The sequence below is a fragment of the Thermopirellula anaerolimosa genome (assembly GCF_054657335.1).
This window is the reverse complement of the sequence record NZ_BAAHYX010000004.1, coordinates 1,011,529-1,036,606: the sequence shown is the minus strand read 5'-3', so window position 1 is coordinate 1,036,606 and position 25,078 is coordinate 1,011,529. Positions and strand designations below refer to the sequence as shown.

At 62.0% G+C, this 25,078-nt stretch carries 19 protein-coding genes; 12 read left to right on the top strand and 7 right to left on the bottom strand.

Annotated features, from left to right (window positions below; genetic code table 11):
• Window positions 1–22 precede the first annotated feature (22 nt).
• From smpB to ACYQ6J_RS04460, 3 genes are all read left to right on the top strand, one after another.
• Entirely contained in the window at window positions 23–514 is a 492-nt protein-coding gene (gene smpB / locus ACYQ6J_RS04470) for an SsrA-binding protein SmpB (protein ID WP_460182995.1), read from the top strand.
• A gap of 99 nt (window positions 515–613) precedes the next feature.
• Window positions 614–1,489 carry a DUF1559 domain-containing protein gene (locus ACYQ6J_RS04465; RefSeq protein ID WP_460182994.1) on the top strand — a complete coding sequence of 292 codons (876 nt, stop codon included), beginning with the start codon at window positions 614–616 and terminating at the stop codon, window positions 1,487–1,489.
• A 45-nt stretch (window positions 1,490–1,534) separates the two neighbouring features.
• Window positions 1,535–3,004 (top strand): pectate lyase, encoded by a 1,470-nt coding sequence (locus ACYQ6J_RS04460; RefSeq protein WP_460182993.1) that lies wholly within the window; start codon window positions 1,535–1,537, stop codon window positions 3,002–3,004.
• A 180-nt stretch (window positions 3,005–3,184) separates the two neighbouring features.
• On the opposite strand, the gene groL is transcribed toward ACYQ6J_RS04460, so the two are convergent.
• Complete coding sequence (groL, locus tag ACYQ6J_RS04455; protein WP_460182992.1) at window positions 3,185–4,801, bottom strand: chaperonin GroEL; 1,617 nt, start codon at window positions 4,799–4,801, stop codon at window positions 3,185–3,187.
• Window positions 4,802–4,924: 123 nt separating this feature from the next.
• Entirely contained in the window at window positions 4,925–5,251 is a 327-nt protein-coding gene (locus ACYQ6J_RS04450) for a co-chaperone GroES (protein WP_460182991.1), read from the bottom strand.
• 693 nt (window positions 5,252–5,944) lie between these two features.
• Between ACYQ6J_RS04450 and ACYQ6J_RS04445 the strand changes: the two genes are divergently transcribed.
• The 4 genes from ACYQ6J_RS04445 (at window position 5,945) to ACYQ6J_RS04430 (ending at window position 9,980) form a co-directional block, all read left to right on the top strand.
• Window positions 5,945–7,144, top strand: a complete 1,200-nt coding sequence (locus ACYQ6J_RS04445; protein ID WP_460182990.1) for a glycosyltransferase family protein — start codon at window positions 5,945–5,947, stop codon at window positions 7,142–7,144.
• Complete coding sequence (locus ACYQ6J_RS04440) at window positions 7,110–8,234, top strand: DegT/DnrJ/EryC1/StrS family aminotransferase (RefSeq protein ID WP_460182989.1); 1,125 nt, start codon at window positions 7,110–7,112, stop codon at window positions 8,232–8,234. Before ACYQ6J_RS04445 ends, ACYQ6J_RS04440 begins: the two co-directional genes overlap by 35 nt.
• Window positions 8,176–8,916 (top strand): acetyltransferase, encoded by a 741-nt coding sequence (locus ACYQ6J_RS04435; protein WP_460182988.1) that lies wholly within the window; start codon window positions 8,176–8,178, stop codon window positions 8,914–8,916. Before ACYQ6J_RS04440 ends, ACYQ6J_RS04435 begins: the two co-directional genes overlap by 59 nt.
• A gap of 194 nt (window positions 8,917–9,110) precedes the next feature.
• Entirely contained in the window at window positions 9,111–9,980 is an 870-nt protein-coding gene (locus ACYQ6J_RS04430; RefSeq protein WP_460182987.1) for a beta-keto acid cleavage family enzyme, read from the top strand.
• A gap of 77 nt (window positions 9,981–10,057) precedes the next feature.
• Here the strand turns inward: ACYQ6J_RS04430 and ACYQ6J_RS04425 are convergent, their stop codons facing one another.
• The 4 genes from ACYQ6J_RS04425 to ACYQ6J_RS04410 all read right to left on the bottom strand — a co-directional run bounded on the left by ACYQ6J_RS04425 (window position 10,058) and on the right by ACYQ6J_RS04410 (window position 17,438).
• On the bottom strand, window positions 10,058–11,248 hold the full coding sequence (locus tag ACYQ6J_RS04425; protein WP_460182986.1) for a cellulase family glycosylhydrolase: 1,191 nt from the start codon (window positions 11,246–11,248) through the stop codon (window positions 10,058–10,060).
• A 130-nt stretch (window positions 11,249–11,378) separates the two neighbouring features.
• Complete coding sequence (locus tag ACYQ6J_RS04420) at window positions 11,379–13,277, bottom strand: sigma-54-dependent Fis family transcriptional regulator (RefSeq protein ID WP_460182985.1); 1,899 nt, start codon at window positions 13,275–13,277, stop codon at window positions 11,379–11,381.
• Window positions 13,278–13,660: 383 nt separating this feature from the next.
• Window positions 13,661–14,224, bottom strand: coding sequence for a hypothetical protein (locus ACYQ6J_RS04415; RefSeq protein WP_460182984.1), 564 nt, complete (start codon window positions 14,222–14,224; stop codon window positions 13,661–13,663).
• A 79-nt stretch (window positions 14,225–14,303) separates the two neighbouring features.
• Window positions 14,304–17,438 carry a TolC family protein gene (locus ACYQ6J_RS04410; protein WP_460182983.1) on the bottom strand — a complete coding sequence of 1,045 codons (3,135 nt, stop codon included), beginning with the start codon at window positions 17,436–17,438 and terminating at the stop codon, window positions 14,304–14,306.
• Between the two features lie 454 nt (window positions 17,439–17,892).
• Between ACYQ6J_RS04410 and ACYQ6J_RS04405 the strand changes: the two genes are divergently transcribed.
• Window positions 17,893–18,999, top strand: a complete 1,107-nt coding sequence (locus ACYQ6J_RS04405) for a hypothetical protein (protein ID WP_460182982.1) — start codon at window positions 17,893–17,895, stop codon at window positions 18,997–18,999.
• A gap of 913 nt (window positions 19,000–19,912) precedes the next feature.
• Window positions 19,913–20,836: a hypothetical protein gene (locus tag ACYQ6J_RS04400; protein ID WP_460182981.1), complete on the top strand. Its 924-nt coding sequence runs from the start codon at window positions 19,913–19,915 to the stop codon at window positions 20,834–20,836.
• Here the strand turns inward: ACYQ6J_RS04400 and tnpC are convergent.
• Window positions 20,809–22,272: an IS66 family transposase gene (gene tnpC, locus ACYQ6J_RS04395; RefSeq protein ID WP_460182980.1), complete on the bottom strand. Its 1,464-nt coding sequence runs from the start codon at window positions 22,270–22,272 to the stop codon at window positions 20,809–20,811. The two genes, ACYQ6J_RS04400 and tnpC, sit on opposite strands and share 28 nt — an antisense overlap.
• Window positions 22,273–22,384: 112 nt before the next feature.
• Here tnpC and ACYQ6J_RS04390 point away from each other — a divergent pair, with 112 nt between their 5' ends.
• From ACYQ6J_RS04390 to ACYQ6J_RS04380, 3 genes are all read left to right on the top strand, one after another.
• Window positions 22,385–22,771: a hypothetical protein gene (locus ACYQ6J_RS04390; protein WP_460182979.1), complete on the top strand. Its 387-nt coding sequence runs from the start codon at window positions 22,385–22,387 to the stop codon at window positions 22,769–22,771.
• A gap of 194 nt (window positions 22,772–22,965) precedes the next feature.
• Complete coding sequence (locus tag ACYQ6J_RS04385) at window positions 22,966–24,156, top strand: DUF1559 domain-containing protein (RefSeq protein ID WP_460182978.1); 1,191 nt, start codon at window positions 22,966–22,968, stop codon at window positions 24,154–24,156.
• A gap of 161 nt (window positions 24,157–24,317) precedes the next feature.
• A complete protein-coding gene (locus tag ACYQ6J_RS04380; RefSeq protein ID WP_460182977.1) occupies window positions 24,318–24,785 on the top strand; it encodes a carboxypeptidase-like regulatory domain-containing protein in 468 nt (155 codons plus the stop codon).
• Window positions 24,786–25,078 lie beyond the last annotated feature (293 nt).

Genomic DNA, 25,078 nt, shown 5'->3' with positions numbered 1-25,078 from the left:
GAGATGATTTCCTGACGGATCGATGAACGCCAAGAATCGCAAACCCGCCGACGCCGAACACGACAACGAGCGGTTGATCTGCCGAAACCGCAAGGCGCAGCACAATTTCGACGTGCTGGGATCGCTGGAGTGCGGCATTGCGCTGCTGGGTAGCGAAGTCAAGAGTCTCCGCTGCGGCAAGGCCTCGTTGGAGGAGGCGTACGCCAGGATCAAGGACGGGGAGGTGTGGCTTTTCAATTGCGACATCCCCGAGTACAAAGAGGCCAACCAATTCAATCATCAACCCAAGCGACCGCGAAAGCTGTTGCTGCATCGCCGGGAAATCAAGCGTTTCGCCGCGCAAGCCGCGCAGAAAGGGATGACGCTGATCCCGCTTCGGCTCTATTTCAAGCGGGGCAAGGCGAAAGTCCTGTTGGGGCTGTGCCGCGGCCGAAAGCTCCATGACAAACGCGAAATCTTGAAGAAGGAAGAAACCCGGCGAGAGATTCGCCGGGCCGTTCATCGCTATCGTTGAGTCGCGTTCGAAGGAAGGTTGCCGCGGGCCGCCGCGCGGAGCGATCCGCGGTCGGCTTGTCGGCCTTTCGCGTGGGATGCCATTACGGGAGAATCGGCGATGGTCGTGAAGTTTTCTTGTCCCCACTGTGGGAATGCCATTGAAGCGGCCGATCAATACGCCGGTACCACGGGGCAATGCGCCAAGTGCGGCCAACCGGTCCAGGTTCCCGGCGGGATGGGTTACACGCCGGCCTGTGCGGCCTCTCCGCAAAGATCGACCTTCTGGATCCTAGTTTTGGCGTTGGTCCTGGCCGGGGCCATGGTGTTGGTGGCCGTGATCGGCGTTTTGGTGGCGCTGTTGTTGCCCGCCGTTCAGGCCGCGCGGGAAGCGGCACGGCGAACGCAGTGCAGCAATCACCTGAAGCAGATCGGCCTGGCCATGCACAATTACCACGACGAGTTCAAGTGCTTCCCGCCGGTGTTAGTCGATGATGCGGCGGCGCCCAGTTGGCGGACCATGCTTCTACCCTACATGGATCAGTCGGCATTATATGAGAGCTACGACTTGAATCAGCCCTGGGATGCGCCCGCCAACGCGCTGGTCGCGAACACGGTCGTGCCCGAATACAACTGCCCTTCGGTCGGCGGGCCCTCACCGCGGACGAATTACATTCGGGTGGTGGGGCCGAATACCATCGCGGAGCCCGGCGAGATCGTCTCCATGAGGACGATAACCGACGGAACAAGCAACACCATTCTTTGCGTCGAATGGCCGGAGTCGGAAATACCCTGGGCGGAGCCGCGAGATATCACGGTGGAAGAGTTCTTGACCTGGTTCTCCCGACCGGAGCACCGCCGCGGTCATCCCGGTGGGATCAACGTGCTGTGGGCGGATGGGAGCGTCCTCTTCTTGCCCTATTCGACGCCGATGGAAACAGTGCGTAGCATGCTGACGCGGAACGGCGGCGAGATCGTGGATCGCGAGTTTCCGTAAGACCGGATTGCCTGTTGGAAAACAGCGGGGAGGCGGTTCGTTCCCATGTTTCGCCGCAAGTTTTGCCAATGCGCGATGTTGGCCGGCGGTTGGTTCGCCAAAGCGGCATGGTCCGGGGCGGCGGAGGTTGCGACGGGCAGGGCTCCCACCGTCGATGAGGCGCGGGCGGCGCTCCGGAGGGCCGTGCGGTTCTTCGATCAAGAGGTCTCGGTCGGCGGCGGATACCTTTGGGCCTATTCCGAAGACTTGAGTCTGCGGGAAGGGGAGGGCAAAGCGGGACCGACCACCGCCTGGGCGCAACCGCCGGGCACGCCCAGCGTGGGTATGGCGATTCTGGACGCCTACCGTTTGACACATGAGGAGGTTTGCCTCCACGCGGCGCAGCGGACCGCCCATGCCTTGGTGCAGGGACAACTCGTGTCCGGGGGATGGGACTACCGGATCGAGTTCGATCCGCAAGCGAGGCGGCGCTATCGTTACCGAACGTCGCCGGCGGGGGACGAAAAGGCTGCCGACGTTTCCACGCTCGATGACGACACCACGCAGTCGGCCTTGCGGTTTCTGATGGAGTATGACCGCGAGACGGGCATGGGGGATGGGCCGGTTCATGAGGCGATCCGATACGGATTGCATGCGTTGGTCGCGGTGCAACGTCCCAACGGCGGTTGGCCCCAGCGATTCTCGAAACCGCCGCAGCCTGACGATTATCCGGACCTGCCGGCCTCCTATCCCGAGTCGTGGTCCCGAGAATGGCCGCGGGTCCCATACCAGGATTGCTACACCCTCAACGATAATGCGCACGCCGACACGCTTAAGACCTTTCTGGCGGCGTGGCGGATCTACGAAGATGACGCTGCCGCGGCGGCGGCGTGTCGCGCCGGTGAGTTCTTGATCAAAGCCCGCATGCCCGACCCGCAACCGGCGTGGGCGCAACAGTACGATCGCCGCATGCAGCCGTGCTGGGCGCGAAAATTCGAGCCTCCCGCGATTTCCGGCGGCGAATCGCAGGGGGTGATGCGTTCGCTGATCGTGCTCTTCGACGAGACGGGAGATCGGCGGTTCCTATCGCCAATCCCTGCGGCGATCGAGTATTTGCGGCGATCCGCCCTTCCCGACGGTAGCTTGGCGAGATTCTACGAGTTGAAGACCAACCGACCGTTGTTTTTTGCGTCGGACTATCGACTCACGTACAGCGATGCGGATACGCCCACGCATTACGCCTTCAAGGTCGGCAATCAGCTTTCCTCCATCGAGCGGCAATACGAACAAGCGATTCGTAACGGTCCGCGACCGACGATTGGAAAGCGCGCCGCGCCGCCGCGGTGGTCGGCCTCGCTCGCGGAAGAGGCGAGACGCGTGATCGAGGAACTCGACGATCGGGGCGCATGGTTGGAAAAGGGGAGGCTGACGACCGCTCCGAGCGATGCCGCGGGCGAGCGTATTCTGACGTGTCGCACGTTCATCCGCAATTTGGGCGTGCTCGCCCGATACTTGGCGGCTACCGAATCTGCGTAAAGCTCGATTTCAGCGGCGATCCTGCGCGGCGCGAGGGAGATCGCCCGGCACGGCGTCATCAACGAAAACGCGGCGAGATGCAAGCTTCGTTTCGCCGCGCAAAAGCGACGGGACGCCGCGAAGGTCGGGCGTCCCGTCGGTACGGTCAGGTTTTTCCGGGACGTCTCCCGGTTGCGGAGATCAGAAGTCGCCGCCGGGGCCGGGCGGAGGCGTCTTCTCTTCCTTCTTGGGCTTCTCGGCGACCAAGGCGTCGCTGGTGAGCATCAGCGTGGCCACGCTGGCCGCATTCTCCAGGGCCGTGCGCACGACCTTGGTGGGGTCGATGACGCCCGCCTTCACCAAATCCTCGTAGGTATTGGTCAAGGCGTTGTAGCCCATGTTGCCCTTCAATTCGGCGACCTTTTCGCAGACGATGCTGCCGTCCTGTCCGGCATTGGCCGCAATTTGAGAAATCGGGGCGCGGCAAGCGCGAAGGACGATGTCGAAGCCGACTTTCTCTTCGGTGGACAGGCCCTCGCCCTTGCACTGGGCGGCGGCACGCAGCAACGCCACACCGCCTCCCGGCAGGATGCCTTCCTCGACGGCGGCACGGGTGGCGTGCAGGGCGTCCTCGACGCGGGCCTTCTTCTCCTTCATTTCGGCCTCGGTCGCGGCGCCGACATTCAGCTTGGCCACGCCGCCGGCCAACTTCGCCAACCGCTCCTCCAGCTTTTCGCGGTCGTAGTCGCTGGTGGTCTTTTCGATCTCGCGGCGAATCTGCTCGATGCGACCCTTGATCTCGTCGCTCTTGCCGGCGCCTTCGATGATCGTCGTGTTGTCCTTGTCGATGACGACCTTCTTCGCGCGGCCGAGTTCCGCCAGCGTGACATGCTCCAGTTTGCGGCCTAGGCTCTCGAACAAGGCCGTTCCGCCGGTCAGAATCGCGATATCCTCCAGCATGGCTTTGCGGCGATCACCGTAGCCGGGGGCCTTCACCGCACAAACGCGGAGCGTGCCGCGGAGTCGGTTCACGACCAGCGTCGCCAAGGCTTCGCCGTCGACTTCCTCGGCCACGATCAACAGCGGTTTGCCGGCATTGACCACGGCCTCCAGCAAAGGAACCAACTCCTTGGCGTTGGAAATCTTCTTTTCGTGGATCAGGATGTAGCAGTCTTCGAGGACGCACTCCATTCGCTGCGGATCGGTGACGAAATAGGGGGACAAATATCCGCGGTCGAACTGCATGCCTTCCACGAATTCGACCTGGGTCTCCAGGCTCTTGCTCTCGTCCACCGTAATCACGCCGTCCTTGCCGACCTTGTCCATCGCCTGAGCCAAGAGTTCGCCGATGGTCATGTCGTTGTTGGCGGCGATGGCGGCCACCTGGGCCATTTCCTTGCTGGTCTTGATGGGAATGGACATCCCCTTAAGCTTGGCGACGATCTCGTCAACCGCCTTATCGATACCCTGTTTCAGGGCGATCGGGTTGATGCCGGAGACGACCGCTTTGAGGCCTTCCGTGAAGATGGCCTCGGCCAACACGGTGGCCGAGGTGGTACCGTCGCCCGCCACGTCGCTGGTCTTGGAGGCGACCTCGCGGACCATGCGGGCGCCCATGTTCTCGTAAACGTCTTCGAGGTCGATTTCCTTGGCCACCGTAACGCCGTCCTTGGTGACCGTGGGCGAACCGAAGCTCTTTTGCAGAATCACGTTGCGACCGCGCGGCCCCAGCGTGACCTTAACGGCCTGCGCCAACTTGTGCACCCCGCGACGCAGGGCGTCGCGAGCCTCTTGATCGAATGCAATCATCTTTGCCATGGACCGTGTACTCCTTATTCTCTTGCCGACCCATCGGCGGAAGCAGGGATTGACCAGCCTCTTCCGCCCAAGTGCTTGTTCCCGTTGACAGGCGAGATCCTAGGGTGATTCGCCTCCGTCCGATCATTCCACGACGGCCAAGATGTCGTCTTCTCGCAGGAGGACCAACTCCCGATCGCCGACCTTGAAGTCGTCGCCCGCGTAGGAACTGAAGATCACGCGGTCGCCGACCTTGACTTGCATGGCTGCGCGCGATCCGTCATCCAAGAGACGCCCTTGTCCCACGCTGACCACGGTGCCGCGGGCGGGTCGCTTCTTCGCGGTATCCGGCAGGACGATGCCGCCGGGCGTCGTCTCCTCCGATTCCTCGCGCTCGACCACCACACGGTCGGCCAAGGGTTGCAATTGAAGGACCGCGTCCTGTTTTCCTTCCGCCTTCTTTTTCGCCATGAGATTCATACCCTCCAAAGGCTGTACAACGTATCCCAACCGTGTCACCAAGTCGGCCTCCGAGCACCTGGGGCACGCTAGTGACCAAAGCTCTCGGACAACCGTGACGTCAAGGTCCTGCATCCGGGGGCGGAGACGACGTCCGTCGCGACGTGCTACCGCACAAAAGATTCCCGTCCGCCGAAGCGGAAGGGATCGAGGCTCACTCTTTAGCAAATGCTATTCCCTGGGCGGTCAATATCCGTAAACGTCTAATTTCATTGATGTTGCGATCATGATTCGTTCCCCGATCATGGCGGGGAGATAGGGTCTGGTGTGCCAAAGCGGACCGTATTGGGGAGGCGAATCTGCCAATTTGGCAGCGGGAGCCGTGCCTGATCGCTGAAGCTGGCAATAAGAATGCAGGGCTTGGCCGGGAGACCCCGCGGGGCCTCCCGGCGAGGCTTGCCGGGCAAAAAACGGCGTTTTATTGCAGCAAAACGACTGCTATAATTCCCCGCATTCGACTCAGATTCAACGGCGGATACCTCATCTAGAAGACCGGGAGACCGGTGTGAAGAACAGATTGTTCCCGCGAGAGATGCCGGGAGTCTGGAAGCGTCTTGACTGGTTGCACGCAGTCATGCCTCGGGCGACCGCCCAGGCACGATTGAAGCGTCCCCGTCCAGCGGGGCTTTGAACACGGCGGTTCGAATGCCTGATGCCGGTTCCTCATCTGCCCGACTAATTGCGACGTCGCTTGGCGGCGGACGCAAGAGGCTCTGCCTGGGGATTGCCGCGGCGCCGTTCGTGTTGTGGGACGAGCTGATCGAATTGATCCGGATCGGTTTGGCGCCATTGGGTTTCGAGGTTTGCCGTATCGGCCCGGCGGAGGTCGCGAGTCGGGATTGGGATGGATTCCTTTGGCTGGGCAATGGCGACGGCCTGCAAGCGATGGCCGATGCCGTCGCGGCGATGGGACCGCAGCGGCCTCCCACGCTGCTTTGGCAACTCGATCCTTTGCCGCCGCCCGACTTGCCGCCGGAATTGGAGGAGATCGGCCTGCGGATCGCCCGGCGGGACAATCATCACTTCCCGGCATGGTGCCGATTGATCGTTCGCCGGTGTGTGCCTTTCCGCAGGTACTGGGTCCGCTTGATCCAGTATCGGGATCTGCGGCGGATGGCAGGCGAGGGTCGGTCGGGCCGAGAATTCGCGAAACCGGGCGCCGAAACGGTGGCGCGAGTGTCACGGTATTGGGACTTCATTCGCCGTGAGGTCGAGCGCGGCACTCTCGATCAGGTGGCGGTTTCCGTGCCGCCGCGGTGCGAGTTTCTCCGCCGACGCGGGATACCCGCAACCGTGTTGCCGCTGGGATTTCACCCCTCGATGGGAAACGACGCCGGTGGGCGGGACGGCGAACCGGACGGGGCGCGGGATTTCGACGTGGTGTTCCTTGGCGCGGTGGGACGGACCCGGCGCGTGCAGCTCCTCCGCCAACTCGGCGGCGAATTGGCCCGTTCCGGCATTCATTTGCTTGTCGTCGGAAAGAGTTGCTACGGGGCCCGTCGGGCGCGGCTACTCAGTCGTGCCAAGATCGTGCTCAACGTAAACACCGTACCTTGGGATATGCCGGGATTCCGCTTTTTGACGGCTATCGGTTGTGGGGCGATGGTTTTGTCGGAACCGATTCGGGATCCCAGCCCGTTCCATCCGGGGCGGCACTACGTGGAAACGCCGGTTGCCCAACTGCCGGATGCGATTCGGCATTACGTACGAGACGACGACGGGCGATCGGCGATCGTAGCCGCGGCGCGGCGTTTTTTGCAAGAAGAACACACTTGGGAGCAATCGATGCTCCGACTGGGGAACTGGTTCCATGTGCATTCCGCTGTTTCGACCCGTGGTATGTGAAGAAGCCGTGACCGCCGTGACGGAGGTCCTACGGTCGGGCTGGTTGGGGCTTGGGCCGAAAACGGCGGCCTTCGAGGAGGCCTTCGCCGACTACGTGGGATCCCCGTATTGCGTGGCGCTCAACTCGTGCACCTCGGCGCTGCACTTGGCGATGCGGGTGTTGGACTTGCCGCCGGGATCGGAGGTGATCACCACCCCCATCACGTTCGTATCCACCAACCACGCCGTTTTGTACGAGCGCTGCCGCCCGGTCTTCGCCGACGTGGAACCGGGTACCGGCAATTTGGATGTTCGTGCGGTCGCCGAGCGGATCACCGAACGGACGAGGGCGATCATCTTGGTGCATTTCGGCGGCTATCCGTGCGACTTGGATGCCTTTTACGCACTCGCCGCCAAACACGGCTTGGCCGTGATCGAGGACTGCGCCCATGCCTGCGGGGCGACGTATCGCGGTCGGCGCATCGGCAGTCACGGCGACTTGCACGCCTTTTCGTTTCACGCCGTCAAGAACCTGGCCGCAGGCGACGGCGGCGCGTTGACCGTGCGCCGCCCCGATTACTACGAGCGGCTCAAGCGACTCCGCTGGATGGGAATCGACCGCGACACATTCCGTCGCACGCAGTCGCGGGCCTATCACTGGGATTACGACGTGACCGAGTTGGGATACAAGTATCACATGAATGACATTACGGCGGCCCTGGCGCTGGAGCAACTGGGGCACCTGGATGAGCAGAACGCGTACCGGCGGCATCTGGCGGAGATGTATCGCGCAGCTCTGCGGAACGTCCCCGGCATCCGCTTGCCGGAGGAGGCCCCGGATCGGCAGAGCAGTCGGCACCTGTTTTGGATACTGGCCGAGGACCGGGACGGGCTGGCGGAGAAGCTTCGCGCGGCAGGAGTGGATGTGGGGGTTCATTATCGTCGCAACGATTCTTATTCCATGTACCAGAAGTTCGAATTGCCGCACGCCGAGCGGTTTTGGCGGCAAGTCCTTTCCCTGCCCATGCACTTGATGCTCAAGGAGGAACACATTGACTACATTACGCGAGTCATTGCGTCGGGCTGGGGAACCGCCCGTCACGCCGCCTGAGGCATCATCCCCCCGGATCGATTCAGCCCACGAAGCCGGCGCGACCATTCCGTTGCTCATCCTGGGAACGCGGACGCTGGCAATCGAGATTTGTGATTGGGCGGAGGATATCCCAGGGGTGCGAGTGGTGGGATTCGTGGAAAACCTGGATCGGGGGAATTGCGATCAGCCGCTGGAGGATCGACCGGTCTTCTGGATCGACGACCTTCCGGACCGTGCCCCGGGTTGCTACGCGGTCGGCGGGTTGGCAACGACGCACCGTCGCATCTTCGTGGAACAGGCGGCCCGATTGGGCATTCCCTTTGCGACGCTGATTCACCCCCTGAGCCGCATTTCCCGGACCACCACCTTGGGCGAAGGTTGCCTGGCTAATCCGGGAGTGTTGGTAGGCTCGCACGCCGTGATCGGCAACCACGTGTTCATGAATCGCGGCGTCATGATCGGTCACCACACCCGCGTGGGAGACTTTGTAACCTTGCAACCCGGCGTCAACATCGCGGGTTGCTGCTCGATCGGTGAGGGGACGTATGTCGGAATGGGGGCAGTCATTCTCGATCACCTCAAGATCGGTGAGCACAGCGTCATCGGAGCGGGATCGGTGGTGACGCGCGACGTTCCCGATCAAGTGCAGGTGATGGGAGTGCCTGCCCGCATCGTCAAGGAAAACATCGAAGGAAAATAAGATTGCGCTGCAATCCGCCGTCATTGCGGCGGGTCGCGCTGAGCTGCGCATACGCTTCGGGCTGGGATCGAGGGGGAAGCGGCGGAGGCCCGCCGTCGCGGCGAACCTCCCCAAGGGATTTCGCCGGAGACGGGCGAGGAATCGGGATCGGACCGACGCTCATAAGATGAGTTTATTAAGTTGGAGAGTATTGGATGGATAAACTGATCATCAATGCGGCCATCACAGGGATGGTGCCCACGCGGAAGGATTCTCCATTCGTGCCCTTGTCGCCGGACGAGATCGTGGCCGATGCCCGGCGGTGTTTGGACGCCGGCGCCTCCATCCTTTACATTCACGCTCGGGAGCCTTCGGGAGAGCCATCGTACCGTAAGGAAATCTATTACGAACTGTTTACCCGAATCCGAGAATTGGATCCGCAAGTGATCATCTCCGGTTCGACGAGCGGCAGAGTATACCGGGAATTCAGGCAGCGATCGGAGGTCTTGGAACCCGGACCGGACTGTCGTCCGGACCTGGCCTCGTTGACGCTCGGTTCCATGAACTTCCCCACCGGTCCTTCGATCAACGCTCCGGACATGATCCAGCGTCTGGCCGTCGCTATGAACGAACGGGGGGTCGTGCCGGAGTGGGAATGCTTCGATCTCGGCATGATCGACTACGGGCACTACCTGATTCGCAAGGGGATTCTCAAGCCGCCGTACTATTGCAACATCTTGCTGGGTTCGCTCGGTACGCTCAGCGCGGACGCCTTTCATTTGGCGGTCATGGTCCGCGCGCTGCCGCCGGGGACGATTTGGTCGGCCACGGGTATCGGCCGCTTTCAGTTCCCGGTCAATGCGATGGCGGTTACCATGGGCGGACACGTACGCGTGGGGTTGGAGGATGCGCTCTACTACGATGCTCAAAAGACGCGCTTGGCCACCAACGCCGGTTTGATCGATCGGGTGGTGCGGTTGGCGGAGGCGGTGGGGCGATCTCCCGCGACGCCGGCGGAGGCCCGCCGCATGATCGGCCTTCCCGAGCGGATCGCCGTCACCGAGCGCTGCGATATTGCAGCGTAAACATGCTCCCCGATCGCGGACTCGCCGCTTTTTCCCTGGACACGATTCTCGCTGAAGACGACACGCAGGCTGTGTATTCAATTCGCGATGGTGATTGTGCCGCTTTTCCGCTCGAAATAGCGGAGCCATTGCCGGATCAAGGCAGCCGTGAGATCGTCCGGCGACTCTTGCGGCTTGCCGCCGGGTTCGCCCCAATAGAATCCGATCCAACCGTCGGCGATCGGTCGCGAGCCTTCCACGAAGGCATCCAGTTCGTCGAGGCCGCATTTCAAGGGGAACAGTTCCTCCACGAGCACGGGCTTTCCCACGTCGTACACCGCGAGGGCGCGGAGGGCATCGTCAACCTTTCCGGTTTCCGGATAGAAATGCACGCTGACGAAGTCGAAGTGCTTGCCCACCTCGGGTGAGTAGAAGATCGGTTTGGCACCGGGGAAGACGGCGGCCCAAGGAATGATACCCACCGTGATGAGCCGATGGGGATCGTGCTTTCGGATCGCCGCGGCCATCCGGGCCGCCCAAGCCGCTGCGACCTCGATTCGCGTCCTGCCCGCCAAATCCAGCGTCAATCGCTGCACGAAGTGCTTGCCGCCGAACTCACCGGGGAGCCAATCCGTCTCGGGTCGGCCTTCGCCGGGTAGAACGGGCTCGTTCATCAGGTCGTAGCAGAAGACGGCGGGGCTTTCGGCGCATGCTTGCGCGACCGCCTCCCAGAATCTCGCCTGCACGGCCCAGCGGTCTTGTTCGTTCAAGGCGTCGTACCAAGCCGGGACGTCGTGCTTGTGGTAGCAGCCCAAGCCCGTGATGTCGAGATACAACCGGGTATCCTCCGCCAGTCGCAACAGACGTTTCAGTTGCGCGACGGTCGCGGCGTCGATTTCCTCCGCGGATCGCACGAATCGCGCGAGCTGCAAATGGATGCGGACCGTATTCGCACCCAGGTCTTTCATCTCGCGAAAATCTTGGACCACGCGGTCCCACTCGTCGAGCCAATAGTCTTCGATCAGTCGACCGGTCGCGTCGTGATCGTAGTTGAACCCCCAGGCGACGAACCGCCGACCGGTTCGTGCGAAGACGAAATCTCGGCCGTCGGGGGAAAGGCGTATCGCCTCCATCTCGGGCTTCGACGCCTCGCTTGCCGCTTGGGGGGCGGAATCCTGGTTCGCGTTTTCATCGGCAAGCACCGGGAAGAAACCGGCGATCATCGCGGCGGCGACCATCGTGAGCGACCGCAGCGGAAACAGGGCGGGTAGGAAGATAAATCGCGGCATGAAATCACCTTTTGCGGAAGGCCCCGCCGTGAATCAGCGCTATCTTTCGTCGCCTCGCCTTATCGCCGGCGTCGATTCGGGAGGCGTATCAGCCCTCGCCGTTTGCCGCATTGGAAGCGGGGATGTTGGATTACGGTGTTTCGGGCGTCGGTTCGTCGCGGGGGATCTTGAGGCCCAATTGGCGAATCTTGCGATAGAGATTCGCGCGGTGCAAGCCCAGTCGTTGTGCCGCTTGCGCCAGATTGCGATTGGTGAAGGCGATGGTTTGCAGGATGTATTCGGACTGGAATTGTCGCGTGGCCTCGGATAGGGGAAGATGCGGGGCCACACGCGGCGGTCCCGCGACCGCCTTGGAATCCAGTCCCAGGTCGTCCGCGTCCAAGATGCTTTGCGAGCACAGGTAGGCGGCCCGCTCCATCATATTCCGCAATTCACGGATGTTGCCGGGCCAGGTGTGCTGCATCAGGCGGGCTTTGGCTGTGGGCGTCAGTTTGGGGACGGGGCGTCGTGCCCGCGCCGCGAATTCCGTGAGGAAATGCTCGGCCAGCATCAAAATGTCGTCCCCACGCTCGCGAAGCGGCGGAATCCGCAGCGTGACGCCGTTCAATCGGAAAAAGAGGTCCTCGCGGAATCGCTTTTCCTGAATCATCCGTTCGAGGTCTTGATTCGTGGCGGCTAGTAACCGTGCGCGGACGGGGATCGGTTGCGTCCCGCCGACCCGCGTAATCGTCCGTTCCTCCAAGACTCGCAACAGCTTGGCTTGGGCTGGCAGGCTCAGTTCGCCGATCTCGTCCAGGAAGATCGTTCCACCCGCGGCGACCTCGAACTTGCCGGGCTTGGCCTGCCGGGCGTCGGTGAAGGCACCTTTCTCGTGCCCGAACAACTCGCTTTCCGCCAAGGCCTCGGGAATCGCCGCGCAATTGACCGCCACGAACGGATGCTCGCGCCGGGCACTGAGATAGTGGATCATGTGGGCGGCGACTTCCTTACCCGTGCCGTGTTCCCCCAAAATCAAGACCGTCAAATCGGTCGCGGCCAGCTTTTCGATCAGTGCGCGAAGTTCCTCGACGACCGGAGAACGGCCTATGAGTCGTACGCCTTCGGCGGCCTGATCCACGATGCGGCGCCGCGCCGTGAGCAGTTCTTCGTAGTCGCGTACACTTTCCAGGGCCGCTGCCGCCTGATCGGCGAATCGGGCCAGCGCTTCCTCGTCCTCGCCGGTAAAGTTCCCCTTGTGTTTGTTGATGACCTGGAAAACGCCCAAGGATTTGCCGGCTCGATCCAAAAGCGGCACGCACAGCAAAGTCTCGGTGCGGTAGCCCAGATGGGTGCCGACCTGCTGGTCGATCCAAGCCTGGGCGGGAGAATCGCGATCGACGCGGATGGGCCGATGCTCGCGGAGGACCCGACCGGCGATGCCGCGGTCGTCGGGGATGCGGAGTTCGTCATCCACGCCCAGCGCCGGGCGACCCACCAGTTGCTTGGCCTCACGATCCCACAGAAAGATGGTGGCCCGATCGGCGTCCACGAATTCGGCCACGGCGCGGGTGATCTCGACCAAGAGAGGGCGCAATTGTCTCGCCTGATACCAGCGATTCGTGATTTGCAAGAGCGTCTCTTTTCGCCGCAAATCCTCTTGCAACCGGCGCCGGTGGGTGACGATTCGCCAGGCGGCGCCCAGAGTGTCCGCGGCTTCCGCCAGCAATTCCTCGTTCGCGGCGTCGGCGTCGGAACCGGCGAACTGCGCCGCCAATCGCAGTTGCTCTCCCGCATCCAAGGTCAAGAGTCGCTCGGTCGCGGTCCGCTCATCGCCCTCGCTTTCGCTTCCGGCGACCGCGATAAGCTCCGCGCGATCGTCTCGCGAACGTAGGATTTTCAGCGTCTCGGCTTGCAGGGCCTCCCGCAACGAGGAGATCGTTTGACGCACCAATTCGTTGAAATCTTGACAATCGGCCGCCGCGGCGAGAATACGTCGCAAGATGCGTTCCCATTCCACGCGTTGCGCGCCATCGATTTTCAGCACTTCCATGATCGACTTCCCCGCGTCGGAGTTCGAAACACTCGAGATAAGCGCGACCGATCCGTGAATCCCACGTGCCGGCCCGATTGCCCTTGGCTGCCCCAAATTCGGTCACGGCACGTATTGTATCGCAGCCTTTACGGAGTCGCAAACCAGTCGAAAGGGCGAAGCGGTATCACCCGCCTTACCGAATGGGGGGACTTCGTAGGACCGTCCGGAAAAGAAAAGAACGTGTTGGGAACCCGTATTGCGGCGACGGCGCACGTAGAGGGAAAAGTAACGGTCGATAATCGCCGGGTGGGTCGAAAGAACGTGGACGGTGAGCGCCCTCGGTTGGTTAAGGAGGCGGCCTAGTAGAGAGGTTCGGCGTATGACGACGACTCAAGCTCAGGTCAGGCCCAGGCGTCCACGGCGAGGACGCTGTCGGAATCGGCCTGCGCGGCGACGATTTCGTTTTGCGCCGAGGCCAGCTTTTCCAGCCAAGCCAAGCGCCGCCGCCAGTCGTCGATTCGGCTTGCCGTATCGCCCTGAGCGTCGTCGGTTCCCAGTCGCTCGGCCCTCTGCAAGAGTCGGCGGTAAAAGTCGAGCAGATCGATCTTCTCTTGCGGCAATACGTCGGCCGAAGCGAGATCTTTACGGATTTCGTTCAGCTCTCGGAACTGATCGTCGGTCAGCAGACCGGACTGATGCAGTTCCTCCAGCATCTGAGAGAACTCGCGCGGCGTAATGTCGGTCAGATCGTAGCGTGCCAAAATATCGGCGGGCTTGACCGCGGAAGGTGCAAGTTGTTCCCAAAGGGAGGCTGAAACGGGCGACTCGGCGCCTTGCGACTCGCTCAGCACGTTCCAGAGAGAAACTCCCTCTTTGCCGGCGGACTTGGCCGCGGTCGAGGCGCCGTTGACGCGATCCTTGGCATCGGGGAACAGAACGCGCCACAAACTAGGCCCGACTTGCATCGCTGAGGCTCCTTTTCATTTTCATTGCGCTGAAACGACCTTGGCCATGGGATCGGGTGCCGTCGGGCGCGTTTCACCGTCAAGGCGACACGAAAACCGCATCCGCCGGGTCTTCCTGTGCATCCAGCAGCATGCCGATCGGCGGCAAGAGTTGGTCGGGGAGTTTTGCCGGATCGTGTGTTTCACCGTCTTTCGCCCATTGGCCCGAAGTATCCCCGCCCGGAAGCCCTTCATGGCCGCTGACGGGAATGACGGAGGAGGGCGAAGTCGGCGGAGCGACGGGAGTCGTCGCCGCGTCCGAGTTGGGGCCGGGACGAGCCGACACCGCTAAGGCGGGAGGCAAACCGCCGCGCGCCTTTTGGATTCGATCCGCCAGTTTTCGCAGGGTGGGCGAGGCCTCCTGCGTTTCCGTCGTGCCGCGAAGGTTTTGCGTTCCCTCGCCGGTCATCGCGATCGGTCGGGCGGTCTCCTCACCCGCCGTGGGATTGGTTGTCGTCGCGGGAAAGTTCGGAAGCTCGGCGGGCGGAACTTGGGGTTGGGCGGCGCCGGGGTTTTCCTCTGGGACGAACGGTCCGCCGCGGATCGGCCCGGGATCGATCCACAGGCCGCGATCATCCAGTTGCATGGTGTCCAATTGAAAGTCCAGCGACATCCGTTGCACCTCGTACTCCACCCAAGCGGCGAGGAAGGCGTTTTGTGCATCCAGCAAGCCGGAAAGGGCTTGGACCACGTCGCGGGCGGTGGTGGCCCCGAAGCGAGGCGTTTCGCCGGGTTGCGGAGGGGCACGCAGTCTTTCCCCGGCGACGTCCGATTGCGCGATCGCCACCAAGACCGACGACCGCCGCAACTCGAATGTGTTCTGGCTGAGCCGAATATTCCGCAGCGTATCCCGCAAGCTCTGCGAAATCTGGTCCTCGAAGGCGTAATAGTCGCGCCGGGCGCGCTGGTACGAGATCAACGCGGCGCGGTATTGGTTCCGCTCCACCAGTCGGGTTAAGGGGGCGTCGAAGCGAAAGCCTACCCGCAATTCTCCCGTCGTGCTGTGAAAGCCGAACGGATTGTCGCCGATGGTCTGCATGTCGCCGCTGAAGGTCACGTCCAAGTCGCTACGCAGACGGTTCGCCGCGATTTGGATTTGCCGCCATTGATCGACCAAGGCCGCCCGGGCGTTCATCCAGTCCAAGCGATTGCGGCGGGCGATTTCCAGGGCCTCTTCCGGCGACAGCGTAACCGGAGTCAGCGAGACCTGGTCCAACCTCGCCCGAACCTGAATCAACGACAGATCGGAGAGTTGGATGATCAGCGGTTCGAGGAGGTCCGAGGCCAGAATCTGCCGCGGTTGGGCCTTGGCCGCTTCCAGTTCCTTTTCCTTTTCCGCGAGGCGATCCGCCGCGGTCTGAGCTTGCACTCGGGCGTCGATGTATTGTTGCTCCAGGAGCGGCAACTCCGCTTCTTCCGCGGACTCCAACTGCTTTTCCAGTCGCTGGACTTCGGCGGCGGCCTTCTCGGATTCGGTGCGGAGTTGGGCCGTGGCGGTCTCGAGTTCGGTTACGAGGCGCTGGGCCACCTCCTCCGGATGGTCGAGGAATTCCTGCATCTGCTGAAGCGTCTCTTGCATCGGCTTCCGCTCGGCGCGGACCTCTCCGCGGACGCCGGGCACGGAGCCTTCCAGCAGAAGGCGGTAGTTCTCCACCACCGTCTTGAAGCGGGACCGCAACTCTTCGATCGCCCTCTCGGCATCGACGCCGCCCGCCAAGACGGAATCGGGCCCGCTGTACAATTCGCGGATGTTTTGCTCTCGTTGCGGGACCGCGGCGGCAAGGCGTTCCAAATCGCCTTTCACGATCTCCACCTGCTGCTTGATCGATTCTTGGAGCGAACGGAGGTGGTCGGTCCAGTCCGGCGGTAAGGGCGTGTCCGGATCGCGCAATTGCCGGAGCAGTTCGTTGGCCTCACGCTGCGCGGTCAATAACTCGGGGTCGATGAGGTCGAATCGCCGGAGGAGGGGATCGTCGATTTCCATCGCGACTTCGGGCGGGAGACCAAGTTGGACCTTGAACGCATCCAATTGGGTTTCGTAAGCCGAGCGGAGGCTCAGCAGGCGGTTTTGAGCATTCAACAGGGATTGCAGAGCCAAGTCCACTTGGAATCGGTCGATGCGGTCCGCTTCGTGGGCGGCTAGCAGCAATTCGTACACTCCCTGAAGACCCAGCACGTTCTGCTCTTGGTTGCGGATTTGCACCTGGCTTTGCAGCAGACCGAGGACCCCGCCGCGACCGGCGCTGACCTGCGGTGAGAGCGATCCGATGGTCAGATTGCCCGACGATGGGCCGGTCCCGGGACTGGTTCCGGTCACGACTTGCAGGTAGAAACCTTTCTGGTAGCGGGCCATTTGGCGGATGTTGGCCAGCAAGGCGCGCTCCGCCTGAGTCAGGCTCTCCAGGACGACCGCTCGTCCGCCCGATCGCAGTAGCGGTTGAAGAATGGAGAAATTGAGGATGGACGCGGACGCGTAGGAATCCGCGCCGGAAAACTGCCACACCAAGGAGTTGGCGAAGCCGACCAAGAGTTCCGCACCGGTGGCGGTCAGTTTTCGGGCTTGGACGTCCGTATCCACGTTCAATCGGCTGATGGATCCCGCCGGCGAACGATCCGGCCCGTCCGCCGTGAAGAATGTGGAATTGCCGCCGAAAAATTGAACGTCGAAACGGAATCGTTCGGCCGTGACGTTCAGGGCGGACAAATAGAGGTTTTCGAGGTTGCGTTGATAGTCGCGCGAGTGGACGAGGGCCAAATCTACCGCCTTGGAACGGTCGAGCACGACCACGCCGCGGTCGTCTCGCGGGAGGTAGGCCCGCCAAAACGGGTTTTCTACATAGAAGGTGTCGCCGTCGTCGTGCCAGTGCGGCCAACCCTTCTTCCCGTCAACGCAGTGCATCAGCTCATGCGAAACCGGGTCGTCGGGCGGCATCGGTTCGGCATCCGGGCAAAAGGGGTCGTACATGCGGGATTCACGGCGGGGATAGATGCCGGTCTTCATCAAATCCCAACGCGAGTCCACCTGACCGCGCTCGATCAATTGCGCGACCTCCGCGTCCGCTGTCCGGCGGTAAGCGGTGCGGTGGCATCCGAGAGTTGCGCCGATGACACAGACCGCCAATGCAATTCCCAGCGTAGTGAGGCACTTGATATGTTGGCTTGTCGAGTCGGCCATAAGTGTGGTCCATGCAAAGGGAAAGACACGGCCGTCGGCACAATGCCGTCCGCCCAAAACGGTAGTTCCAGCCCGGTGGCAACCGTATCTTGCTGAGATTGGTTCGGTATTTCGTCTGGGTAAACTTAAACGATTGTTTGGTTTGCTCCTCCGGTAATGGAAAAAATGGTGGTAATGCCGGGGCGGTCTTGGTAATATGGGTGGACGCGCGAGAAATGGTTAAAGCTTGACAGGTCGGGGACCCCCAAATACCATCGAGCTTAAGGCTGGGTGGCATGGGGACGTTCGCGGCGCGGGCAAGGCCCGTTGGGGTGCAAACGACAGTCCCCCGCTTGTCATCGCTCGCGGTGCCGCGTCGTCGGTTCGGCGAGGTCCGCTCGGCAAGGATCGCCTCATCGCGTTTGGAAAAGTTTTCGCCCCCGTTTCGGGGCCGTCGCTTGTTGGTGGGACCGCAATGAGCATTTGGAACAAGATCCTCGTCTGCCTCATCCTGATTGCGTCCCTCGCCATGTGGTACTTGGGGATGCGTGCTCTGGCTACGCATCGAGCATGGCGTGATGCCGCGAAAAAGTTGGAAGGCCAATTGGCGCAACTCAAGAACGAGCAGGCGGTTCTGCGGGAAGGCGACGGCACGCGACGCGGGTTGCGGCAGGTCAAGGTGGAATTGGCCAAGTATGTGTCGCAGCGCGGCCGAGTGTGGTTCAACTGCCGTCCCATGCAGATGGCCGTCAATAAGACGCCCGAAGGCAGTGACATCATTCAGGTCAGCCTGGTCTTCGAGACTCTGGGATTGGCGGGTTTGACGGACGTTCAGGAGTTGCCGGTCGATTCCCAGGTCTACCTGTTCGATGAACGACCGCCTAAAGACGGGGGACGTTATTTGGGCAAGTTTCGCGTGGCCGCCGTGGCCCCCCGGCAAGGCGATCAACCGGCCCAGGTCGTCGTCGAGTCCCTCTCCATGCTGACGCCGCGAGAAATGCAACTGATTCAACGAGCGGTGCAGGGTGCACAGGCGGCGGAGGCGGGATTTACCGTGACGGAATTGCTGCCCACCGACGATCATGAGATTTTCGCCGGGATCACCCCCGAGGAATTGGCGCAAATGTTGCCGCCTTCGGTCGTCAATGAATATGCCAATGATGGAAAGCCCAGCGATCCGACCAATCCCCAGTCGCCGCTCGTTGAACGCAAGCTGCGCGACTACGAATGGTCGCTATCGTACCTTCACTGGCGAAGGGCCGATTTGATCGATGCCTTGGCCGCCGCGAATAAAAACATCGAAATGCTGAATGCTTCGTTGGCCGACGCCCAACGCGAAGAACAGGCCCGGGATGCCGAGATTGCCCAACTGAAGCAAGACCTGGATCGGGCGACGACCGAGCGGGATGCCGTCGCCGGGCATTTGGGCAAGGTGGAAGAGACCCTAGCGCGGGTTACCGCTCGCCGCGATGCGCTCATCCAAGAAAACCGCCGCACGGCCCTCGAAATTGCTCGTCTGCAAGCCAAGGCGACCGAATTGATCGATCAACAGACCCGCGCTATGGCCCAGGCAGCACCGTAGGAGATCAGTCTGTCGGGATCTCCGCTCTTGGTTTTTCTAATTGACGTCGGACGCAGGGGTTTCCCCGTCCGACGTTTCCTTTGGCCGACCGTGAATCGACGGTCTTGGATCGCATATTCAGTCTCGGGATGACGAGCGATTGCCTCTTGGCAACCGCATAGTACCACTCTCCGTCTCTTATCGGCAGTGGATCGCCCACGGTGGCCGTCCACCGCCACGGTCTGACCAGGTGCCGTGTCTCCGAACGCATTTTGAGGCGCTCGCGGGACCTCGCCATTCGTGACGCGCCATCGGCTATCGCCGGTTCACGATTGCCGACTGCGTGTCTCGGTGGAGCGGTACTCGACGGCCCTTCGGCAGGCAGCGGACGAGAATTGCAAACTAAGATGAACGAAGTAAGTTGTCGGCCGGTTGTGTGTGTACGCGCTGTGTTAGTATCATGTCAAATGACGTAGCAATGAATCGTTGAGTATACTCGTGAATGGATATAAATTTATGTGTATAATAGTGCGAGGCACGTTTTTATGTGGCTAGCAACGTTTCTGTGAGCTTGTGGTTGATGTTGCGCTGGGTTTTGTCCAATGAGTGGAAAACCTGTTAATAGGTTACCGGTCCGGTGTCTTCGCGTCTGCGGCGCGGCCGCCGCGGTTCCTCTAGCGGTACGGGCAAGCCCGACCCCGAGAGGGGGGCGATTGGCGCCTCCTAAGTCGGCGCCAGTAATAATATCGTGAATATAAAACTAAATGTTATTGCTAGAGAGTAAATGGGTATTTTGTCATCTTTGCGTGCTAATAGTCGCAGCCATGTCCGGGTGCGGCTGAAATGCTGTTGCGCGATTGGGGGGAATAAGTAAAACAGGGTGTTAGAGGTTTGCGTTGTTGGAAGTTCCCCTAACACCCTGAAAGGAATCGTGATGAGGAGTGTACTCAGCGCAGAGCAGCGTCGTCAACTGCACGAGAAGTTTGACAGCGTATTGGACGCGATGCCGGTCAAGGTGGACGACTTCGAGAAAGCGGAGCAGGTCTTGAGCGAGGGCCTCCACGGCCTGGGCAATCAAGCCTTGCAGGCGTGGGCGGATTCGGCGAACACGTCGGATGCGTTGCCGAAGTGTCCGTGTTGTGGGGAGTCCATGCGGCATCGCGGCTGCCCGCCTTGCACGGTGGCGACGACTTTCGGCGACGTGAAATGCCGGCGTCCCCGGCGGCGTTGTGATCGTTGTGAAGAGGAATGGTATCCGCACGATGCGCGGTTGCGGTTTGCCGGCCACGGCGTCAGTTGGCCGTTGGCGAAAGTGGTGGCCCGGCTCATGGCATGGATACCGGCGGAACAAGTGCAGACGGTCTTGCGTGCGGACCACCGCGTGGAACTGAGCAAGCAAACGATCCAGCAGATCGCGCACACGGCGGGTGAGATGCTCTTGGCCCAGGAGGACGCTCAACGCCAGACGTTCTTTGGGTTGTCGCCCGCGGAGCAAGCCCAGAGGATGCCGCAGTCCACGTGCCATGCTCCCGTGGTGGCGGTGTATGCGGATGGGGCCATGATTCACGCGGAAGGCGAGTGGCGAGAGATTTGTGTCGGTCGGGTGCGGGCCCTGGACGGGGAAAAGAACACCCTGGCGCAGAAGACGTTCGCCCGGTTTTTGTCGTTGGAGGAGTTTGGCCGGCAGTTGTTTCTGGAGGCCTATCGCACCGGCTACGGCCAAGCGTCGCAACGTGTGTTCTTGGGCGACGGCGCGCACTGGCTGTGGGAATTGGCGGCCTTCCACTTTCCCGAGGCTGTGCCCGTCTTGGATTGGTATCATTTGAGGTATCAGTTTACCGCCCTGTTCGTGGTGTAGAGCGGGAGCGGGGTGGGTGAGCAGAGGGTCTGGCGGAGGAACTCGTAGGGTTCACGGCCCAATTTGCGGCAGGTGCGGGTGATCGAGGGGAGCGTCTGCTGGGCCAGCCGGCCGGCCTCGGAGCGGTTGCCGCCGCTGAGCTTTCGGGCGATCACGTTGAACCGCAGTTCGAATTCGCTCTCGTTGTTCGTCGCCGGGATGTCCGCGGGAGCGGTCAGGAAGCGAAACACGTCAGGTCGATGTTTTTCCAGGAACGCCGCCAGCCGTTCGTTGCCGGCATGACGCTTGACCGGCGTCACCAACCGTTCGAGCGCCGCGGTCAGCCGGCCGCGCAGCGACGACAGCCCCGCCGGGGTCAGATGCCCGGCGAGGAACCGGTCCCGCACCGACAGGCTCCGCTGGAGCAGCTTCTTCACGGCGCGCGGGAACCGCACCGCGCCGGCGGTCGCCGTCTCCAGCAACTCGCGGCAGCGCTTCAGGAGGTGCGCCAGGCACTGCTGATGGCGGGCCCGCCGGAACTGGCCGTAGCTCGCCAGGCCGTCGTGGATCAATGTGCCGGCGTAGTCGAGACCGATGATCTCGGCCAGCACCTCGTGTCCGCGGCGACGATCGATGCGGTACAGCACCGCGTCGTCACTCACCACCACATGCAGCCAGTGCAGCACCCCGCCCAGCTTCCAGCCGGTCTCGTCGCTCTTGATGACCGGCGAGCCGCGGACTTTGGCTTCGATCCGGGCGTAGGCGGGCTGACACTTCGCCGCTGTTCTGAGGATCGAGCGACACGACGTCGAGCGGTTGAGCGTGATGCCGAACAGGAGCTGCATCAGCCGGGCAATCTTGGCGTGCGAGAGGCCGAGTTCCTTGTTGAGGATCGCTTTCGCCGCGTGCACGTGCGGACCGAGCTGACTCGCGGCCGCACCGAGGGCGTCGGACGTCTGCAGGGCGTGTCGCCCCTGCACCCGCGCGCCGCAGTCGGCACAGTGGCCGCAGTGAATGTCGAACCGCCGCACGATGGGCCGGGTCGGCAGGTCGGTCTGCCACTGCGGCTGCGTGGTCTCGTCCACCAGCTGCCTCGAATGGCACTTCGGACACTGCGGCGGGAGCGGCACGTCGTAGACCTCGTCGGGCGGCTGTTCGGGGATCGCGCGGCGATGGTGCTGTCCGTAGTCATCGCCGGGCTTGCGACCAGGCGGCTTCGGGTCCGGCTTCGGCGGCCCCTTCGAGAACGGCGCGGCCTGCCGCTTGCCGCCACGCTCCTTCTCTTCCAGCCGCTGGAGAAGTTCCGCCTGCCGCTTGAGCAGCGACTCGACCTGCGCGGTCAGCCGGGCGACCTGACGTTCGAGTTCGGCATTCCGCGCCTCCAGTTCGGCGACCCGCTCCTGGAGCGCCGCGTTCTCCGCCAGCAACTCGTCGTAGGTGGGGCGTCGACCATCCATGGCCCCAACAGCTTGACTCACCGCCGCTCACAGGGCAAGATCAATTCGCAGGGCGGTAAACTGGTACCATTTGAGCGAGAACGTCCACCAAGCGGCTCATGATGTATTCGGTGTGGGGACGGAGGAAGCGAAGGTTTGGGCGAAGGAGCGGCTCTCAGAATTGTGGGAAGGCGGGCACCGGCAGGCGCGCGTGGCGATTGCCGCCTTGCAGAAACAGTTGCGTGCGCCGACCAAGCGGGAGGCGTTGCGGAAGCTGGGAGTGTATCTGAAGAACAATGCGGAGCGGATGGATTATCCCCGCTACCGTGCGGCGGGGTTGCCGATCGGCAGCGGCCCGGTCGAGTCGGCCTGCAAGTGCCTGGTGGGGGCACGCTGTAAACAGGCCGGGATGCGCAACTGGCGTCGTCGTCGGGCGGAGGCCATCCTGCGCCTCCGCGCCGCCCTTTACGACGGCCGCTTCGACGCCCTGTGGTCTGCCCATCTCCAACAAGCCGCCTAAACTTGCCACGATCTATCAGCCGCACCCCCATGTGGAATTGTGTTGACGGTGTATGTTATGTGGGATATAATGGCTTCTGTATGCGAGATAGAATGTCCTTTGTGTCGCAGACATAGCAGGCATAATTGTGCCGGTTGGCGCGTGTATTTCTTCTCGGTTTGTGCATGATTTGCGCATGAAAGGAGAGTGGGTTCATGAGAGAGCAACAGCAACGAGGTGGCTATGTTAAGCGGTGCTGGCCGCGCGGTTTCACGCTAGTGGAACTGCTGGTCGTTATCGCGATCATCGGGATCTTGATCGCATTGCTCCTGCCCGCGGTTCAGGCGGCGCGGGAGGCCGCTCGCCGCGGTCAGTGCACGAATAATCTCAAGCAGTTGGCCCTGGCGGCCCACAATTTCCACGATGTGTACAAGCGGTTCCCGTGCGGAACCAACGATCCTTTCTGGGTCAAGGGTTTTACCCGAAACGGTACCACGAGCCGCATCGATGTGGTGGACGTGTATTCATTTCGCGTGTCCCTCTTACCCTATATCGAGCAACGCGCACTGTTCGATCAGGTCACCGGCTACTGCAAGGCGGCGTCCACGATGAATCCGTATCAGTGGCTCACCGGCGACGGGAATTGCAATATTCCGCTGGTTTGGGCTACGGACAACATGTTGGATGGGAAGCCGAATCCCTTTGAAACCTACATTTCCGGGTTCGTCTGCCCCTCCGATTCCCGGGCCAATACGTCGCAAAGGACGAACGTCCTCGGCTGCGCCAACTACGTGGGCAATCGCGGGGACGTCGTGGTGGGCGACACGTGGCGGGAAAGCCGCGGGCTGTTCGGCCCCGGAGACTGGGTGATCATCGACATGGCCTCCGTTAACGACGGTACCAGCAACACCGCCTTCATTTCGGAGACGTGCGTCGGCAATCAGGACTCGATTGCAGGCGATACCGATGTGAAGTCCGGGGTGGCCACGGGAGTCGTTGCGGTCCGACAGGCGCCTGCCGTGTGTTTGACTCAGCGATCCTCGGTCAATACGTTGCTGCCTCCCACGGCAAACAATAAGGGTCGGCGTTGGGCCGATTCGCGGAATCGATATGCGGTGTTCTTCACCTGCTTGCCGCCCAATGCTCCTTCGTGCGGATCCAGCGAACGCGAAGCCTTGGTCACGGCCTCGAGCTATCACCCGGGCGGCGTCAACGTCGCATTCGTCGATGGCTCCGTGCGATTCATCAGCGAAACGATCGATGCCGGGGACCCCACCTTGAAGCTGGGCGAGGGTTTTCCGGGTTTCGTGGCGAATGATCCGCACCAATACACCGGGCCGTCCACGTACGGGGTTTGGGGAGCCTTGGGAACGCGGGCTTCCGGCGAATCGATTACCGCGCCGTGACGTCGCTGAAACACTTCGTCTGCGGAAGGCCGCACGGCGACGTCCCCAAACGGTGATACGTGGCGGATTTCTGTGCGAGGAAGTGTGCAAGAGTGATCTCGGTATGGGGTCGCTCTTGCAGCTTACTCTCGAATCGATGTAAAGCTCAAGGAGACTTGCTCGTGAGACGCATGGGATTGGCGGCATTGCTGACGGCGGGGCTGATCGCTCTAGGGGGATGCGGGGATTCCGGCCCTTCAACAAGGCAGGTCAAGGGGGTCGTGACATACCGCGGTCAACCCGTGGCCCAGGCTGCCGTAATGTTCAGCCCGGTCAAGGGAGGACAGGGGTTGCCGGCGGCGGGGCAAACGAATGAGGCCGGCGAGTTCTCTTTGTGGACGGGGAGCAAGACCGGGGCCGCTCCTGGGGAGTACGTCGTCACGGTTAGCAAGTCGGAGCTGGTTCCCACGGGTGAGAAGATTCCCAAGCCGGAGGGAGGCATGGAGGACGTTATGACGACCAAGGACCTCCTTCCGCCGATCTACAAGCTGTCAACCACCAGCCCGCTGAAGGTGACGGTAGAAGCTGGCAAGAAGAACGAATACAAATTCGAGTTGGAAGATTCGCCCCAGCAGGCCCCAGGACAGTGATCTGTGCAGTAGCTCGGTGTTTCGCCCCTGGGAACGCCGACGGCTACGATGCGGCTCCCCAATTGATATTTCCCTCGTGCTGTTCGGATTAACGAGCTTCCAGTGAAGCGTCGTCCGTGCGGCTCCAAGAAACGAGAAGGGCCGGCGAAGCGGTTCGCCGGCCGATTTTCTTTCTCCATTCGCGCATCGATTCGCGGCGGCGGGCAAAATCCGCCCCACGGCGGACGCTTGCGGGAGTCGAGGGGACGTCGGCGGCGCACCGGCGTCCGGCCATCTCCTTCGCAAGCGATGTG

Excerpts from the sequence above, each read along its gene's own strand:
- ACYQ6J_RS04400 (WP_460182981.1), top strand. The coding sequence starts at position 19,913 with ATGAGGAGTGTACTCAGCGCAGAGCAGCGTCGTCAACTGCACGAGAAG.
- ACYQ6J_RS04405 (WP_460182982.1), top strand. The coding sequence starts at position 17,893 with ATGAGCATTTGGAACAAGATCCTCGTCTGCCTCATCCTGATTGCGTCC.
- tnpC (WP_460182980.1), bottom strand. The coding sequence starts at position 22,272 with ATGGATGGTCGACGCCCCACCTACGACGAGTTGCTGGCGGAGAACGCG.
- ACYQ6J_RS04415 (WP_460182984.1), bottom strand. The coding sequence starts at position 14,224 with ATGCAAGTCGGGCCTAGTTTGTGGCGCGTTCTGTTCCCCGATGCCAAG.
- ACYQ6J_RS04450 (WP_460182991.1), bottom strand. The coding sequence starts at position 5,251 with ATGGCGAAAAAGAAGGCGGAAGGAAAACAGGACGCGGTCCTTCAATTG.
- ACYQ6J_RS04445 (WP_460182990.1), top strand. The coding sequence starts at position 5,945 with ATGCCTGATGCCGGTTCCTCATCTGCCCGACTAATTGCGACGTCGCTT.
- ACYQ6J_RS04385 (WP_460182978.1), top strand. The coding sequence starts at position 22,966 with ATGAGAGAGCAACAGCAACGAGGTGGCTATGTTAAGCGGTGCTGGCCG.
- groL (WP_460182992.1), bottom strand. The coding sequence starts at position 4,801 with ATGGCAAAGATGATTGCATTCGATCAAGAGGCTCGCGACGCCCTGCGT.
- smpB (WP_460182995.1), top strand. The coding sequence starts at position 23 with ATGAACGCCAAGAATCGCAAACCCGCCGACGCCGAACACGACAACGAG.
- ACYQ6J_RS04410 (WP_460182983.1), bottom strand. The coding sequence starts at position 17,438 with ATGGCCGACTCGACAAGCCAACATATCAAGTGCCTCACTACGCTGGGA.
- ACYQ6J_RS04440 (WP_460182989.1), top strand. The coding sequence starts at position 7,110 with ATGTGCATTCCGCTGTTTCGACCCGTGGTATGTGAAGAAGCCGTGACC.
- ACYQ6J_RS04460 (WP_460182993.1), top strand. The coding sequence starts at position 1,535 with ATGTTTCGCCGCAAGTTTTGCCAATGCGCGATGTTGGCCGGCGGTTGG.
- ACYQ6J_RS04430 (WP_460182987.1), top strand. The coding sequence starts at position 9,111 with ATGGATAAACTGATCATCAATGCGGCCATCACAGGGATGGTGCCCACG.
- ACYQ6J_RS04425 (WP_460182986.1), bottom strand. The coding sequence starts at position 11,248 with ATGCCGCGATTTATCTTCCTACCCGCCCTGTTTCCGCTGCGGTCGCTC.
- ACYQ6J_RS04420 (WP_460182985.1), bottom strand. The coding sequence starts at position 13,277 with ATGGAAGTGCTGAAAATCGATGGCGCGCAACGCGTGGAATGGGAACGC.
- ACYQ6J_RS04465 (WP_460182994.1), top strand. The coding sequence starts at position 614 with ATGGTCGTGAAGTTTTCTTGTCCCCACTGTGGGAATGCCATTGAAGCG.